The 15,985-nt window shown below is 65.9% G+C and carries 10 protein-coding genes; 4 read left to right on the top strand and 6 right to left on the bottom strand.

Annotation, left to right across the window (positions count from 1 at the left end):
• Window positions 1-74: 74 nt before the first annotated feature.
• The 5 genes from ACWF9G_RS07200 to ACWF9G_RS07180 form a co-directional block, all read right to left on the bottom strand.
• Window positions 75-1,304 (bottom strand): MFS transporter, encoded by a 1,230-nt coding sequence (locus tag ACWF9G_RS07200; RefSeq protein WP_452514310.1) that lies wholly within the window; start codon window positions 1,302-1,304, stop codon window positions 75-77.
• 224 nt (window positions 1,305-1,528) lie between these two features.
• Window positions 1,529-2,413: an intradiol ring-cleavage dioxygenase gene (locus ACWF9G_RS07195; protein WP_379303268.1), complete on the bottom strand. Its 885-nt coding sequence runs from the start codon at window positions 2,411-2,413 to the stop codon at window positions 1,529-1,531.
• Complete coding sequence (locus ACWF9G_RS07190) at window positions 2,410-3,486, bottom strand: maleylacetate reductase (RefSeq protein ID WP_379303266.1); 1,077 nt, start codon at window positions 3,484-3,486, stop codon at window positions 2,410-2,412. Before ACWF9G_RS07190 ends, ACWF9G_RS07195 begins: the two co-directional genes overlap by 4 nt.
• Window positions 3,483-3,887 (bottom strand): nuclear transport factor 2 family protein, encoded by a 405-nt coding sequence (locus ACWF9G_RS07185; protein WP_452514308.1) that lies wholly within the window; start codon window positions 3,885-3,887, stop codon window positions 3,483-3,485. Before ACWF9G_RS07185 ends, ACWF9G_RS07190 begins: the two co-directional genes overlap by 4 nt.
• Entirely contained in the window at window positions 3,884-4,774 is an 891-nt protein-coding gene (locus ACWF9G_RS07180; protein WP_452514306.1) for an NAD(P)-dependent oxidoreductase, read from the bottom strand. Before ACWF9G_RS07180 ends, ACWF9G_RS07185 begins: the two co-directional genes overlap by 4 nt.
• A 393-nt stretch (window positions 4,775-5,167) precedes the next feature.
• Between ACWF9G_RS07180 and ACWF9G_RS07175 the strand changes: the two genes are divergently transcribed.
• Window positions 5,168-5,893, top strand: a complete 726-nt coding sequence (locus ACWF9G_RS07175; protein ID WP_379303260.1) for a helix-turn-helix domain-containing protein — start codon at window positions 5,168-5,170, stop codon at window positions 5,891-5,893.
• 411 nt (window positions 5,894-6,304) lie between these two features.
• Here the strand turns inward: ACWF9G_RS07175 and ACWF9G_RS07170 are convergent, their stop codons facing one another.
• Window positions 6,305-6,502 (bottom strand): hypothetical protein, encoded by a 198-nt coding sequence (locus ACWF9G_RS07170; RefSeq protein ID WP_452514303.1) that lies wholly within the window; start codon window positions 6,500-6,502, stop codon window positions 6,305-6,307.
• A 1,014-nt stretch (window positions 6,503-7,516) separates the two neighbouring features.
• Between ACWF9G_RS07170 and ACWF9G_RS07165 the strand changes: the two genes are divergently transcribed.
• From ACWF9G_RS07165 to ACWF9G_RS07155, 3 genes are all read left to right on the top strand, one after another.
• Window positions 7,517-8,521 carry a 2OG-Fe(II) oxygenase family protein gene (locus ACWF9G_RS07165; RefSeq protein WP_452514301.1) on the top strand — a complete coding sequence of 335 codons (1,005 nt, stop codon included), beginning with the start codon at window positions 7,517-7,519 and terminating at the stop codon, window positions 8,519-8,521.
• Between the two features lie 79 nt (window positions 8,522-8,600).
• Complete coding sequence (locus ACWF9G_RS07160; protein WP_452514299.1) at window positions 8,601-9,650, top strand: 2OG-Fe(II) oxygenase family protein; 1,050 nt, start codon at window positions 8,601-8,603, stop codon at window positions 9,648-9,650.
• A 62-nt stretch (window positions 9,651-9,712) separates the two neighbouring features.
• Complete coding sequence (locus ACWF9G_RS07155; RefSeq protein ID WP_452514297.1) at window positions 9,713-15,964, top strand: type I polyketide synthase; 6,252 nt, start codon at window positions 9,713-9,715, stop codon at window positions 15,962-15,964.
• Window positions 15,965-15,985: the final 21 nt, after the last annotated feature.

Here is a 15,985-nt window from a genome sequence, read left to right as displayed (position 1 = left end):
CTCGAAAGGAGGAGTTCGGTCTCAGTGGGGGTTTGGATCCGGGCCGGTGAGGGCACCGGCCCGGATCCGCGGTGTCACACGGTGGCGGGAGCGCCGTCGCGCGGGTCGGAAACCGTTTGGGCGGCAACAGTTTCAGTGACGGCTCCGGTGCGCGGCAGCAGCAACGCCACTACCGCGGCGAGGGCGAAGAAGCCCGCGCAGACGATCAGACCGCCCTGGAAACCGATGCTGGCGGCCAGCCCGGCCAGGATGAACGGCGCCAGCGCCGAGACACCGCGTCCGACGTTGAAGCAGAACCCGGCACCGGTGGCGCGGGCCCTGGTCGGGAACAGTTCGCCGAGGTAGGAGCCGAACAGGCCGAAGAAGGCGGTGAAGGCGCCGAAGAGGGGGCCCAGCCACAGCAGAGCGGTCAGATCGGTGGTTATCGCGTAGATCGGCAGGGTCGCCGCGACCCCGAACAGGGTGATGACGATGGTGCGGTGGCGGCCGATGTGGTCGGCGAGGTAGCCGAATCCGTTGTAACCGGCGAACATTCCCAGGTTGACGATGGTGACGAACAGTGCGACCGATCCCTTGTCGAGGCCTCGCTCGGTGGTGAGGTAGGTGGGCAACCAGGTCATCGCACCCCAATAGCCGAACAGGGCCAGGGCGGCCATGAGGGTGCCGAGCAGTGTGCGGCGGCGCAGCGAAGAGCCCAGCACATCACGGACGGAGACGACCTCGGCGGTCTCGGCCTTCTGCGCGGCCCAGGTGGCGGATTCGGTGAAGAAGATCGCCACAATGGCGATCGGCAGCACGACCGCGGCGCCTGCTACCAGGAACATCAGCCGCCAGTCGGGCAGGAACCAGCCCGAGATGGTGGCGGCCATGGCACCGCCGGCGGGGAATGCGCTGATCACGAACGCCGCGGCGCGACCACGGTGCTTTTCCGGCCAGGTTTCCACAACGTAGGCCGAGACCACGCTCCAGACCGCGCCGAGGCCGATACCGGCCAGGAACCGCAGCAGGAGGAAGACCTCGAAACTCGGGACGACCGCGATGGCGGCGGTGAACAGGCCGAAGGTGGCCAGCGAGGCGAGCAGTGCCTTCTTGCGGCCGAAGTTGTCGGCGATGTAGCCGCCCAGCACGCTGCTGACGCCGATCCCGACCAGGGTGGCGGTGGCCAACAGGCCGCCCTGGGTGATCGTCAGGCCCATGTCCTTGCGGATCGCGGGCAGCCCCATCGACAGCAGGACGATTTCCAGGGCGTCGAACAAGTAGGCGAGGAAACACCCGCCGAGCACGATCCAACGTGTACGTCGCATCGTTGTACCTCCAGTGTGAGCTGCTGGGGTCGTGCCCCGGGCAGCGGTGATCTTCGAAAGCGGGCAGAAGCGTTGCCACGCTGGGTGTGGAATCAGAACCTGGGCACGCCGCCGGCACATGCTGGTGAGAGCTTCGGCTTGTTCCGTTCGATCCGTGCCTCGACGGGCCGGTCGTATGGTTCCGGGGGCTGCGCCGCCCGGACGAGTTGCCGCTGGTGAGCGGGCTATCGGGCTTCGTGGGGAGCGAGCACCAGATCGAAGGTGATGCTCGTCCACTCACCTCGGGGGTGAGCGCCGTCGGGTGCGGCGGTGTCGGTGTGCCGGGTGACCTCGACGACGAGGCTGTTCTTGACACCGAACACTGCGTCGCAGTCCAGGTAGGCGTCGCCGGCGACGAAGAGGTGGGTGATCAGCTGCCGGAAGCCCGGTGCGGTGACCAGGAAATGCAGGTGTGCGGGCCGCATGGGGCCGCGGCCGGTGGCGGTGAGCAGGTCGCCGACCGGTCCGTCGTGTGGGATCGGGTAGGGGGCGGGAAGCACCGACCAGAACCGGTACTCGCCGTCGGCGCCAGAGTTCAGCCAGCCGCGGCCCGCGGTGCGGTTGTCGGGGTATTGGACGTCGTAATAGCCGTCGTCATCGGCTTCCCATACCTCGATCCGGGCGCCGACCACCGGGTCGCCGGTGGTCGAGCGCACCTGGCCCGACACATGACAGGGAACTCCCGATGCGCCTTGGGCGATATCCCCGCCCAGGGCGATCTCGGGGGCGTCGTCGACGAAGAACGGCCCGAATACCGTCGACTCCGTGGCGCCGGGTGCGTCGGGTTCGTTGATCGCGACGGTGAGCATCGACAGGCCGAGGACGTCGGAGAGCAGGATGAACTCCTGCCGTCGGCTGTCGGTGATATGTCCTGCGCGGGTAAGGAATTCGATCGCGGCTTCCCACTCGGACTCGGTGAGCCGGATGTCTCGGGCGAAAGCGTGCAGGTGCTGGACGAGGCTGTGCATCACCGCGCGCAGGCGTGGGTCGGGAGTGCCGGCGAAACTGGCCAAGACTTCCGCGGTGACGGCGGCTTCCCGATCCGTTGCGAGAGCCTGCTCGGCGCTCATTGCTGCAGTCCCGCTGGATCAGATCCGGCCCACGCACCGGACAGGATGGCGCGCACTCCTTCCTCGGTGACCGGCGTGGGGTTGTCGGCAGGGGCGATCGCGGTGATGTCGTCGATGACGGTATCTATCTCCGCTTCGCTCATGCCCAGCTCACCAAGGCCGGCGGGAACGCCCAGCCCGGCGCCGAGTTCACGCAATGCGTCGACGATGTCGGTGCGGCCCAGCGCTCGGGTGATGCGGTCGGTGGCTTCGGCGGCGTTGGGGGCGTTGTAGGCCAGTACGTAAGGCAACACGATGGCGTGGGTCTGGGCGTGGGGCAGGTCGAACGCACCACCGAGCACGTGACAGATCTTGTGGTGCAGGCCCGATCCGGCTACGGCGAACGCCGATCCGGCCAAGTAGGCACCCAGCAGCAGTTCACTGCGACTGGCCGGGTCGGTCGGGACATCGGCGAGGGTGGCCAATCCGGCGACGAGATGACGGATGCCGTCCTCGGCAACCGCGCTCGACACCGGGCTGCGCCGCGGCGCCCAGAACGCCTCCACACAGTGTGCCACCGCGTTCAGGCCGCTGGCCACGGAAAGGTCCACCGGCAGTGAGGCGGTGAGCTCAGGGTCGTAGACCACGGTCTTGGGCAGGACCCGTTGATCGGTACCGGTGGTCTTGCGGCCGCGATCGGTCATGCCCCACACCGGGGTGACCTCGGATCCGGCGTAGGTCGTCGGGACGGCGAGGATCGGCAGTCCGGTGGTGTGGGCGACAGCTTTGGCTGTGCCGGTGGTGGATCCGCCGCCTACCGACAGCACCAGATCGGCATCAGCCTCCGTGGCGGCCTTGCGGGCCAGTTCGGCGACCTCGACGGGAACATGGGGCCGGACTTGGGCGAAGGTGGCCACGACACGGTCGGCGAACGGCGCGCACATCCGGGTCGCGACCTCGCCTTCGGCGTCGGTGGCGATGAGCAGAATGCGCTGGGCGCCGAGCAGATCCAGTTCGACGAGCAACCTGGTGCGAGCCGTGCCTGCGCCGAAGACGACACGGCCGGGGAGGCCGTCGTAGGTGAAGGTTGTCATCGGATCTCCCCGGGAATGACGGTGGGCCCGTAGGCCAGCAGCAGCCACTGGTCGTTCGCGCGCACCCAGATCGCCTGGGCCCGGTTGGCCAGCTGCTTGCGCACCCCGCCTGCAGTGATGTCGGCGTGCATCTCCCCGGAGACCACCGCGGTGTCGCCCACGACGACGATCTGGTGCACAGGATGGTCGATGGAGTGGTAGACGTAGTGGCCGGTACGCAGTTTGCCCAGGTAGGTGTCGAGGGTGTCGACTTCGGCGTTGGAGTGGGTGTAGAGCAGTCGCGGGTGCGCCGTAGCGGCGAAAGCGTCGATGTCACCGGCCAGCACGGCGGCGTAGCGTGCCTCCTCGAGTGTGCGGATGGTCGATTCGATCTCGGTGGTGTCGAGGGTGTCGCCGGTCATGAGAGTGCTCCTGTCTGCGGTGTGGGGGAAAGGGTTTCGGACAGCGCAAGTGCGCTGCGGCGGCGCAAGGTGGTCAGGACTTCGGCCATGTCGGCTGCTGCCAGCCCGCTGGTGACAGCGTCGTCGAGCACGGCGAAGGCGGCCTCGGATCCGGGCAGGGTGAGCCGGTGGCGGTGGGCCAGCTCCAGCGCCAGGGCCAGGTCCTTGCGGATCAGCGACACCGGTGCCGCGACCGGGGTCGATTCCGGGGCGAGGTAGGCCTGCTGCTTGTAGCCGACATACGGCGCACCCGCCGCGCTGCTTGCGAGGATGCCGTAGTAGGTAGCGGGGTCGAGGCCGCCTGCTTCGGCGAGCAGGATTCCTTCCGCCACAGCCTGACTCAGGCCCGCCAGGACGGCGTTGACGGCGAGTTTGGCCGTGGACCCGGCGCCGACCGGGCCGGCGTGGAACTGTGCTGCGGTCATCGCGGCCAACACCGGGCGTACCCGCTCGAACTGTTCGGGACCGGCGCCGACCATGGTGGTGATCGTCGCCGACTCGGCCATGGACACGCTGCCCGAGACCGGTGCGTCGACGACTTGCAGCCATGGCAGAGCGGCGAGTTCGCGCACGACCTCGGGACCGACGGTCCCCATGACGATGTGCAGGTGGCCGGGCGCGACGGTACGCAGGCTGTCGGTGACCAGCGCACGGGTGACCGCACCGTCGGGCAACATGCTGATCGACAGTTCGGTGCCGGCCAGCGCGTCGGGGGCCTCGACCAGCGTCACCGACGCGCCGGCCTGATCGGCCATCGGGTCATAAGCGTGGACGGTGTGCCCGGCGGCGGCCAGGTGGTCGGCCATGGGCCTGCCCATCCGGCCGAGGCCGGCGAACCCGATCAGCATGAGTACCCTCGCCCCGCCGCAGAGTTTGTCGCCGGGTGCTGGACCATGGTGGTGGAAAGCTGGGACAGCCGAATCGGCCGAGGTGGAGCGAGCGGGGAAGACACGGGTCTCCTTCGTCGTCGATGACGGAAGTGGGGCGAAAGCCACCGAATGTGTTCAGTATCATTAAACATCTGGCGAGTGATGTCAACCACTTCGCGGTGGATATTTCATGAGAGTGAACAAGTTGCCGTCGAAGGTTGCGTCTGACAGTTGCCTGTATGCAGCCTGTGAACAGCGAATTCCCTGCGCCGCAACGGGTTCGCCGGGGTGCGCCACATCGGGGCGGTATGTTCATTTCGGGTGAACGGATATTGTTCATTGATAGTTGACGAGTGGACGAGGAGTGCGCTGATGCAGGACAGGATCGGGCCCGCGCTGAAGCGGGCACGTCAGGACCGCGGGTCGAGCCTGCGCGCGGTGGCGGCTGCGGTCGGCATCTCGGCCAGCCAGCTCTCCCAGATCGAGAACGGCAAATCCCAGCCTTCGGTGAGCACCCTGTACGCCTTGGTGAACCACCTCGAAGTCTCCCTCGACGAGCTTCTGGACATCAGGTACGGACGAAACGCCGAACCGTCCGCCGAACCCGTCGACGATCCCGCGACGCGAGTGGTGCAGCGCGGTGCGACCAATCCGGTGCTCGAGATGGCCGATGGCGTGCGGTGGGAGAAACTCGCGGTCGGCTCGGGCGCTGATGTGGATGCCCTGCTGGTCACCTACGAACCGGGCGCGGCGAGCTCGGCGGACCGGATGCCGATGCGCCACTCCGGAACCGAGTACGCCTACCTGTTCGCCGGGGAGCTGACCCTGCTGCTCGACTTCGACAAATACACCGTCACCGCCGGCGACTCGCTGTGTTTCGACTCCACCCGTCCGCACCTGTACGTCAATCAGTCCGACGAGCCCGCGCGCGGAGTGTGGTTCGTCGCAGGCCGTCACGAGTCCGGTCCCAGTCGAGCGTGGGTGGCTGAACAGCTGGGGGAGTCCACGACCGGATCGCCGCTGCGTGTGAGCAACGCGGTCGATGCGCTGCTCGGAGGAGCCCCGGGGCGGCCATCGGCCACCGGCCGCGACTCCTAGCCGCGAGCGGTGCCGTGGAACCCGCGGGTCGTCGAGCGCAATCTTCCAGCTGCGTAGCACTGCCAGTGTCTGGGCGGCGAAGGCCTCGTTTCGTCGCTGCGGCCCCGTCGAGCTGGCGCCGCGGTATTGTCGCTTCCTCGACCACACGCCGAAACCAACACGACGCGTCAGCAGCAATCTGCCGACGCCCAACAGGAGACCTGAGGTGGATTCCGGTACCGGAATCCGTTGTTGGCGAGCAGCTTCGAACCCGCGACGCCGAGAGTGGTAGTTCGGCCGGCGTCGGCTCACATTTTCACGGTCGCAGCCACCGATGAACGACCGTCCATGCCCAAACCAGGGCGTGCTGGGTCCATGCCAAGGCCGCTGGGATCGTCACCGTCAACACCGGTGTGCGCCGGAGCTCGTCGGTCATGCTGGACCGCCGGGGTTGGCGGGGGTGATGACGGCCAGGGCTCCAGGCCCGGCCGCGAAGTCGGAAGGCCTGCGGACAGCCACCCGGGCACGGGGTTGCCGTGGGATGTCAGCCCATGCGTTACGGGTGATCCACTGCCCCAACGGTATTCCCAGAAAGACGGTGGTCGAGACGGTGCCGGCGGGGTCACTCATGGTGCTGTGCTCCTATTCGGGGTGGGGCGCGGGTTACGCCGGTGTCCGCTTCATTGCGCTGGTCCACTCCTACGTGGTGATCGTCGCTTGCCGACGACGCGGGACCGACTGAGGATCTGATCACGAGAGTGATGAACTTCGGCCTCCCGACGGTCCGTCACCGGGCGGTTTGCCCCGCCGCGTCGGCGATTCGTTCATGTCGATGTGCCGGACTCGATGCCGAGCGGAATGCGTTCACGGCCTCCGGCGAAGCTGGTGAGCCGCTCGTCGAGCGTGGCGTGGCCACCGGCCGGCACCATCCCTACAGCCGAACCAATTCTGACACGAAAGCTATGCGCGGACAACGGGTTTGGTGCCAGGCGGGCGCGGTAGCCGGGCCGAAGCTTGGCATCCCTATCGCTACCGGGACGGTATAGGCGTGGAAGCGGCTGTGACGGGGGCATTCAGTCTGAAGCGCTGTCGAAATGCTCGAAATACCCACTGTCTCAACGTGAATCACCGTAGACTGGTGCTAGCGGGCCATCATGTGATGGACGCGAGTCGAGCCGACCACGATAGGGCAGCGGCTCCATGACGTCGCACGGGCTGCTCGTTGCGAAATGTCATGGGATCGGTAAGTCGCGGTCGTTGCCCACTATTTCCGCTGCCGGTGGAATAGTTCCGCGCCGGTGGCAGTCGTAATACTCCGCGCGTTCATGGCGATTGTCGGACTGCGAAGATCTGTGAAACAGGAATGGCTTGTCGCCGCGAGAGTTTGACCGACTGCCTGGTCGGATTGCTGAAATATAGCTTCGGGGCGAGCAAATTCTCTGCGTCTTGTCGCTTCTCCGGCCACTATTGACAGCGCATCAGTGGTGAGGCAATCTTGGTTTACCCAGCAGTTCCACCCTTATTCGACCTTCGCAAGCTTTCCAGTCACCGAGTGGGACTTTACCCGGACATCTGATCGAATACCTTGTAGGGGCCAGTGTGAGTGCAAATAGATCCGATGTAGAGCACGCAGAATTCGCCGTGGTGGAGAATGATCTCAACTGTCTGGAATATTCGCTCATCGAAAATCCCGACGACATATTCGACGACAGCTTCGAGCCGCAAGTGTGCGACATGGCGGATCTCGACGGCGATGCGGCGGCGCGGAGTCGCTTTATCGACCGACTCGGGGCAGCCATGGAGGAAGTCGGACTGGCCATCTTGATCAACCATGGTGCCGAAACGGTCCTGCCCGGCGCCGCTGACGCGGCACTGCAGATGTTCACGACGACACCCATCGAAGAAAAGATGAGGTACATCGCGACGGACTGCACATTCGGCGAGCCGCTGCAAATGGGGTACATCCCACTCCAGGAAAGTACGGCTTCACTGCCGAATTCGGTAGAAGCGTGGGAACTCGACAAAACGGCTTTCCGTATTCCGGGCGAAGACCCGGAAAAGGCTCTCACCTTCTGGCCGGGTGAGCGTTTCGAAGTGGCGCTGCGACCCTACTGGCAGGCTTGTGAGCGGATGGTGCTTCCGCTCGTGCACGCCATGTTCCGATATCTGGGCGTCGACCCTTCGTTGTACGACGAAGAGCTGTCTCCGCCGAACAGTGTGCTGAGGTTCAACCACTACCCGCCGATCGCCGATGCCGTCGCGGATGCCGGGAACACCGGCCGAGTCATCGCCCACGAGGACTACGGGCTGATCACGCTGTTGCCCGCTACCCCGGTAGAGGGCCTGCAGCTCTACCACCCGCGACACAAGACGTGGAGCAGGGTCCACGCGCCGGCCGGGTCCTTCGTCCTGAACAGCGGCGACTGGCTGAAGATGATCAGCAACGATCGCTTCCATTCCTGCACCCATCGCGTCAGCGTCCCTCGCGACCGCGCCCAGCGGGCCGTGCCCCGCCTCACCATTCCCTATGTCGTGCACCCTCACGAGACGTCGATCGTGGAAGTTCTGCCGGGCTTCGATCCGAAGTATCAGCCGATCAGCGGCCGGGATTTCATGACGAGGCTGGCTGCCAGGTATCTGGATCGCTGAGGTCTGCTGTGCGTCGGATCGACGCCGTGCGCAAATATAGTCGTCCGTCGACGGCTCGGATTCATTCAGAGGTGACAACGTGGGTTCCAGCAATTCCAATGAAGCGCTCGGCAAGTTCGGGGTGGTGGAGAAAGACCTCGATTATTCGCTCGAGGAAAGCCCCGACGACGTGTTCGACGACAGTTTCGAGCCGCCGATCTGTGATATGTCCGACCTGCAGGGCGACTCGGCCGCGCGGAAACGCTTCGTCGATATGCTCGGTCGCGCCATGGAGGATACCGGGCTGGCGATCTTGGTGAACCATGGGATCGATATCGACTCGCTCCAGGCCACCGACGCGTGCGCTCTGGAACTGTTCGCTTCGGTTCCCGAGGAACAGAAGCTGAAGTTCGCCGCGACCGACTACGTGTACGGCGGAGCGTTCCGCCGCGGGTACTTCGCGGTCCAAGAGTGGACACCGACACGGCCGAATGCCGTGGAAGCATGGGAGTTCTTTCGTGATTCCTTCCGTGTGCCCGGTGAGGATCACGACAAGGCGCTGACCTTCTGGCCGGAGGAGAAGTTCGAAACCGGTCTGCGGCCGTATTGGCGGGCGTGCGAGGAACTGACGCTGCCGCTCGTCCGGACCCTGCTCGAGTATCTGAACATCGATCCGTCGATCTACGACGAGGAACTTTCCCCACCGTACGGCGTACTGCGGATCAACCACTACCCGGCGCTGGCGGGCCGGGCGAGTGATACCGAGAACACGGGTCGCTTCATGACCCACGAAGACTACGGCCTCATCACCTTGCTGCCCGCCAATCCGATCGAAGGGCTGCAGCTCTTCCACCCGCAGCGCAAAACCTGGAGCAGGGTCACCGCCCCGCACGGGTCCATGATCTTGAACAGCGGCGACTGGCTCCAGATGGTCAGCAACGATCGTTTCCGTTCGTGTTCGCATCGGGTGTGCGCACCTCGGGATCCGGGCCATCGGGCGGTATCCCGGATCTCTGTTCCCTACCTCGTTCTGCCCCGGGAGGACTCGGTTCTCGAGGTATGGCCCGGCCGCACACCGAAGTACGGACCCATCGGCGCCAAGGACTTCATGGCGAAGCTGGCAGGCAAATACGTGGACTACGACGACTAGACGCGCTCCGAGCGGGATTCTTCCTGACATCCGGTCTGCCCCACTGTGCCTGAACGCGAGGAATGAATGGTGCCATGATTGACCACAGAGACTCCGGGCCGGGTGGATTGATTGCGATCGTAGGCATGGACTGTCGTTTCCCCGGCGCCGATGATCCGGACGAGTATTGGAAGCTTCTTTCCCAAGGGCGACATGTTTCCTACGGCCTCCCCACCGAACGTGGGTGGGACCTCAGCCGTGTGTACAACGAGGACCCGGCCGTCGAAGGGTCCACGTACATCCGGCGGGGTGGCTTCCTGCGTGACCTCGGCGAATTCGACGCGAGCCTGTTCGGGATAGGCCCGCGTGAGGCCACCACGATGGATCCGCAACAGCGGATGCTGCTGGAAAGTTCTTGGCTGGCACTGGAACGTGCGCGCCTGAGCCCACGGTCGCTGAGTAACGTCCGCTCCGGCGTGTATGTCGGAGCGACCGACAGCTATTACGGCCTGGCGGGCTCGAGAATTCCTGGCCTGGAGCGGCATCTGCTGATGGGGACGATGCTGAGCGCGACCTCGGGCAGGATCGCCTATGCCCTCGGCCTCAACGGCCCTGCCATCACGGTGGATACAGCCTGTTCGTCAGCTCTGGTGGCCGTGCACCTGGCGGTTCGAGCACTCCGCTCCGGTGAGTGCGATGTCACGATCGTCGGCGGCGCTACCGCGATCTCCGATCCGTCGATGCTGGCACGATACTCACGGCACAGGGTCCTGTCGGTGGATGGCTACTCCCGCGGATTCTCCGCCGACGGCAACGGATTCGCGCCGGCGGAGGGGGTCGCATCGTTGATCTTGATGCCGTTGGAACGAGCCCAGCTCCTCGGCAAGCCGGTGCTGGCGGTGATCCGCGGCAGCGCCGTCAACGAGGACGGAGCAAGCGCCACTCTGCAGGCGCCGAACGGGCGTGCGCAGCAGGCCGTGATCGCCGCCGCCCTCGACGACGCAGGGTTGCTTCCCCAGCACGTCGGTGCGATCGAAGCGCACGGCCCCGGAACGCCCCTCGGCGACACCACCGAGGCCGCGACTCTGCAGACCAGTTACGCACGGCACCATTCCGCGGACGACCCCCTGTGGGTGGGTTCGGTCAAGTCGAACATCGGCCACACACTCGCCGCCGCCGGACTCGCGGGCCTGGTCAAAATGGTGCTGGCGCTACAGCACGAGCGATTGCCCGCCACACTGCATGTGGAGAACCCCATCGCCGGTGTGGACTGGTCGACGGGCGGGATGCGGCTGCTGCAGCAGTCTCGTCCCTGGCCGCGTATGACAGAACCGCGTCGGGCAGGCGTCCTGTCGTACGGGATCACGGGCACCAACGCCCACGTCATCCTCGAAGAAGCGCCCGAGCCCGCCGCTGTCGGGCCTCGGCCCACGCGCGGGCGTGAGCCTTCTCCACTGCGCACGCAGCTACCGATGTGGTCGTTGTACGCGGCGTCGCCGTCCGCTCTCGTCGCACAGGCCGCGGCGCTGGCCGCGCACGTGCGCAGCAATAGAGGCCTCTCGGAGGTGGATCTCAGCTGGTCGCTCGGCACCACGCGCAGCGCTCTGACACATCGAGCTGTGGTCACCGGAGGTGGGAAAGAGGAACTGGTCGGGAGGCTCGACGCGTTCGCCACGGATTCGGCCCCGCTCGGCGTTGCCGTGGGGAAGGTGCGGCACGGACCCGGTCCCGTTTTCGTCTTTCCCGGTCAAGGGTCGCAATGGGTCGGGATGGGCGATCGGCTGCTCACCGACTCGCCCGTTTTCGCTCGATCGATGGCACGCTGCGCGGAGGCGCTGAGGCCCTACGTCGACTTCGACGTCGTCGCGGTGTTGCGTGGGGAACGGAGCGCACAAGTCGAGCGGGCCGAGGTGATCCAGCCGCTGCTGTTCGCGATGTACGTGTCGCTGGCCGAATTGTGGCAGAGCCTCGGGGTCAGGCCCGCCGCCGTCATCGGGCACAGTCAAGGTGAGATCGCCGCAGCTCATATCGCCGGAGCCCTCACACTCGACGAGGCCGCCCGCGTAGTGGCGCTGCGCAGCGCCGCGCTCCGGGTGGTCGACCAGCGAGGAGCCATGGCGTCGGTGGTGATGCCCGCCGAGCGCACAAGGGAATCGCTGTGCCGGTGGAACGGCCGGCTCGAGGTGGCGGTGGTCAATGGACCGTCGGCCACGGTGGTTGCCGGCGATGCCGACGCGATGACGGAGTTTCTGCAGCAGTGCGACCAACGCGGTGTCGAAGGTCGGCTGCTGCCAGTGGATTACGCTTCCCACAGCCGGCATATGGAGATACTGCGCGATCGTATCCTCGCCGATCTCGGCGCGATCCCATCGCGTGCGGCCCGGCTGCCCATCATTTCCTCGACCACCGGCGAGATCATCGATTCGACCAGTCTGGACGCTGCGTACTGGTTCGAGAACCTGCGCCGGACAGTGCATTTCGACGAGGCGATACGCCGTGCGCTGACCGTGGGATATCGGCAATTCGTCGAGGTATCTCCGCACCCCGTACTGACCGGCGCCATCGCCGAGATCGCATCGATGGTCGACATCGACGCCGGGGTCACCGGCACGCTGCAGCGCGGGCGAGGAGGAGGTGAAGACTTTGTTGCCGCCGTGGCCGACGCGCACGCCCAGGGCGCCGAGGTGGATTGGGAGGCACTGTATCCCGGTGCCCGCGAGGTCGACCTGCCCACGTATGCGCTGCAACGTCGGTCCTATTGGCTACCGACAACCAGTACGTCACGGAATAGACGAGAGGGATCGTTCGACATCGCAGACCACCCGCTCATCACCGCCACCACCGACCTTTCCGACGGCGGCATGGTGTGTGTGGGTCACCTCGATCTGACAGAACACTCGTGGCTGGCAGACCACAAGGTACTCGACCGGGTCATCGTTCCCGCCACGGTAACGGTCGAAATTCTCACCTGGTGCGCTGTGCGGGCGGGGGCAAGCGGGGTGCAGGACCTGGTCCTGAGTTCTCCTTTGCCGCTGACCGATATCGCAGTCGATATCCAGGTGATGTGCGGCCCGGTGGGACAGGACGGACGCCGGCGGTTGACCCTGCACTCCCGTGATCGTGGAGACAAGGGTCCATGGCGCTGCCACGGCGAGGCAACAACCGTCGACATGGTCGCGGTAGAAACCGAAGACGTTCCACAGGAACAGGTTTGGCCTCCGTCGGGCAGTCATAGCCTATCTGTGGACGGATGCTATCGCGCGCTGCGGGACAGAGGTTACGACTACGGTGCCGCCTTCCAGAACCTCACGGCCGCGTGGAGCAAAGACGGCACGCTGTACGTCGAAGTCCATCTGGCGCAGCACCAGGCCGCGCACACCGAAGGCTTCGCTGTTCATCCCGCTCTTGTCGACTCGATCCTGCACGCCCTACTGCTGACCGGAGCCGAGCAGAGCACGATACTGCCGTACTCCATCGGATCCGCGCGGATACTGCCGCGGCGGACCGACGATCTGCGCGCCACGATAAGCCCGGCCGGACAGGACCGCCACCACGTCCGGGTCACCGACCCTGACGGAAACCCCGTCGCCGAATTCCGAGATCTGCTCCTGCGTCCGGTGACGAAACGTGGCCTGCGCGGAATGCTCGCCACCGGCGCTCGCCATGCGTTCCGATTCCATTGGAGGCCAGTGGATGTGGACACCGTCGGCGAGGCGGATTGTGCGCGATGGGTGGTTGTCGGCTCACATCGCGACCTTCCAGGGAACGACGTTCACCCCGACGCCCGCTCGTTGTTACTTGCGCTGCGGCACGGGCGAGACGTTCCGGAGGTCGTCCTGCTCGATCTTCGTTCCTCGACACAGGGCGACGAGCTGCCCGAAGAAACCGCACTGCGGGAACACCTTTCCCGCTCGATGGCCGATGCACAGACACTTCTGCGCGAAGAGCTGCTCCACAAGACGCTGATCGTCTGCGTCACACGCCGCGCCCACAGCGCGAGCATCGCGGAGAGCGCGCCGGACGCTCTCGGCGCGGCATGCGCGGGCATGATGCGATCGGTCTCGAGCGAGCATCCGGGCCGTGTGCAATTGATCGATCTCGACGCAGGCCCAGTCGATCACCGGTTGATGACGGGTGCGATCGCCACCGACCATCCGCAGGTAGCTCTGCGCGGCGCGAGGGCGTTGGTCCCACGCCTCGCTCCCGCGGCCGAAGGCCTTCTCCGGCCCCCTGCGATCGAGCAACCCTGGAGGCTGGTGCCAGGTCGAGACAAGACCTTGGACAGTGTCACGGCCGCACCGGCACCCGACCTCACGATGCCGCTCGAACCGGGCCAGGTGCGCATCCGCGTGCTGGCCACCGGCGTGAACTTCCGTGATCCTTTGGTGGCGCTCGGCATGCTCGACGAAACCGCACTCGGTTTCGAAGTGGCCGGTGACGTGGTGGAGGTCGGCGAGCAGGTCGGCGACGTAGAGCTCGGCGCCCGGGTCGCCGCGGTCGTACTGCATGCGGGCGCGAGGCCGGGGGCTTACGGGCCCGTCGTCGTCGTCGACCGACGTGCCGTACTCACCGTGCCCGCGCACTGGAGCCGTGCTCAGGCCGCAGGCGCGCCCATCGTGTTCCTCACGGCCTACCACGCGCTCGTCGAGCTCGCCGAGGTGAAACCGGGCATGCGGGTCCTGATCCATTCGGCGGCCGGGGGAGTCGGCATGGCCGCTGTCCAGATCGCCGCCATGCTCGGCGCCGAGATCTACGCGACCGCAAGCCTTTCCAAGCACGGGGTCGTCGAGAAGATGGGGGTCCCGCGAGAACGCATCGCCGACTCCCGCACCCTCGAATTCGAACAGCAATTCACCGAGGTCACGGATTTCACCGGTGTGGATGTCGTCCTCGGCAGCCTCGCGGGCGAAGCGGTGGATGCCTCGCTCCGGCTTCTCCGGCCCGGTGGAATCTACCTCGAGATGGGCAGGACCGACCTCAGGGATCCAGCCACTGTCACCGCCGGGCATCCCGAAATCACCTACGATTGCATCAATATCGCGGTACTTCCGATGTCTCGTGTGGAAGTCGTTCTCGGCCATCTCCAGTCGCTGTTCGCCGACGGCCTGCTGAGCCCTCTGCCCGTCCGAACCTGGAACATCGGTCACGCGAGGGAAGTGTTGCGACACCTCAGCCAGGGGCACAGCACGGGCAAACTCGTCCTGACTCAGCCCACTGCGCTCGCACCCGAAGAGACAGTTCTGATCACCGGCGGTACGGGAAGCCTGGGTCGATTGCTCGCGCGTCATCTCGTCACCGCGCACGGTTGCCGCCACCTCCTCCTTGTCAGTCGCCAGGGCGACGAGGCGGCCGAGGCCCGGAAACTGGCAGCTGAACTCGGTGAAATGGGTGCCCAGATCACCCTGGCGGCCTGCGATGTCGCAGACCGCGCCGCCCTGTCCTCGGTGATCGGAGATATCTCGCCTCGCCACCCACTCGGCGCTGTCGTTCATGCCGCCGGGATCTTGGACGATTGTCTGTTCACCGACCTCACCCCCGACCGGCTCCAGCGGGTTCTGGCGCCCAAAGCGATCGCCGCCCGACATCTCCATGAGCTCACCGCGGACATGAACCTGCGCGCGTTCGTGCTGTACTCGTCCATCGCCAACGTGGTCGGCACGGCCGGACAAGCGAACTACGCGGCAGCGAACGCCTTCCTCGACGCGCTGGCCTACCACCGGCACAGCATCGGCCTGCCTGCCACATCCATCGCGTGGGGACTGTGGCGGCAATCCAGCGCACTCACCGCCCACCTCGACGACACCGACCTGGCACGTCTTGCCCGGCAAGGTCTTGTCCCACTCGACACGGCCGGCGCGCTGGACGTTTTCGACATGGCCCTGGAGCAGGATGAGCCCCTTCTCGCCGCGACGGCGCTCTCGCCCATCGACCCCGGTACGCCGCCGGCCGCGGTCCTGGCCGAACTGCCTCGGCACCACCCGCCTTCATCTGTCGGCGAAGGGTCCGGCTCCGCCACACAAGACTTCCCCCGACCGAAACTTCTGGGCTTGCGACCCAGCGAACGGGTCAAAGCACTGACAACCTTGATTCGCACCCACGCCGCTGTCGTGCTGGGACACCAGGATCCCGACGCCCTCGCCGCGGATCGGACCTTCCGAGACGCCGGGTTCGACTCGCTGTCCAATGTTGAGCTGCGCACTCGCCTCAGCAGCGCTACCGGCGTCCGGCTCACGGTCGCAGGCATCCTGGACCATCCGACCCCGACCCGCCTCGCCGCCCATATCAGCGAGGTTCTCGACCGAGACAGCGGCTCCCGACCCCTCGACTTCCCGTAGGCGGAAAAATGCTTTCGAAGG

The sequence above is a fragment of the Nocardia sp. NPDC055029 genome, from assembly GCF_053608525.1.
Note: the sequence above shows the minus strand (reverse complement) of the source record. Positions and strands in the feature narration are given on the sequence as shown.

What these genes read in the sequence shown, in the direction of transcription:
- ACWF9G_RS07200 (WP_452514310.1), bottom strand. Translation starts at nt 1,304, where the DNA reads ATGCGACGTACACGTTGGATCGTGCTCGGCGGGTGTTTCCTCGCCTAC.
- ACWF9G_RS07195 (WP_379303268.1), bottom strand. Translation starts at nt 2,413, where the DNA reads ATGAGCGCCGAGCAGGCTCTCGCAACGGATCGGGAAGCCGCCGTCACC.
- ACWF9G_RS07190 (WP_379303266.1), bottom strand. Translation starts at nt 3,486, where the DNA reads ATGACAACCTTCACCTACGACGGCCTCCCCGGCCGTGTCGTCTTCGGC.
- ACWF9G_RS07185 (WP_452514308.1), bottom strand. Translation starts at nt 3,887, where the DNA reads ATGACCGGCGACACCCTCGACACCACCGAGATCGAATCGACCATCCGC.
- ACWF9G_RS07180 (WP_452514306.1), bottom strand. Translation starts at nt 4,774, where the DNA reads ATGCTGATCGGGTTCGCCGGCCTCGGCCGGATGGGCAGGCCCATGGCC.
- ACWF9G_RS07175 (WP_379303260.1), top strand. Translation starts at nt 5,168, where the DNA reads ATGCAGGACAGGATCGGGCCCGCGCTGAAGCGGGCACGTCAGGACCGC.
- ACWF9G_RS07170 (WP_452514303.1), bottom strand. Translation starts at nt 6,502, where the DNA reads ATGAGTGACCCCGCCGGCACCGTCTCGACCACCGTCTTTCTGGGAATA.
- ACWF9G_RS07155 (WP_452514297.1), top strand. Translation starts at nt 9,713, where the DNA reads ATGAATGGTGCCATGATTGACCACAGAGACTCCGGGCCGGGTGGATTG.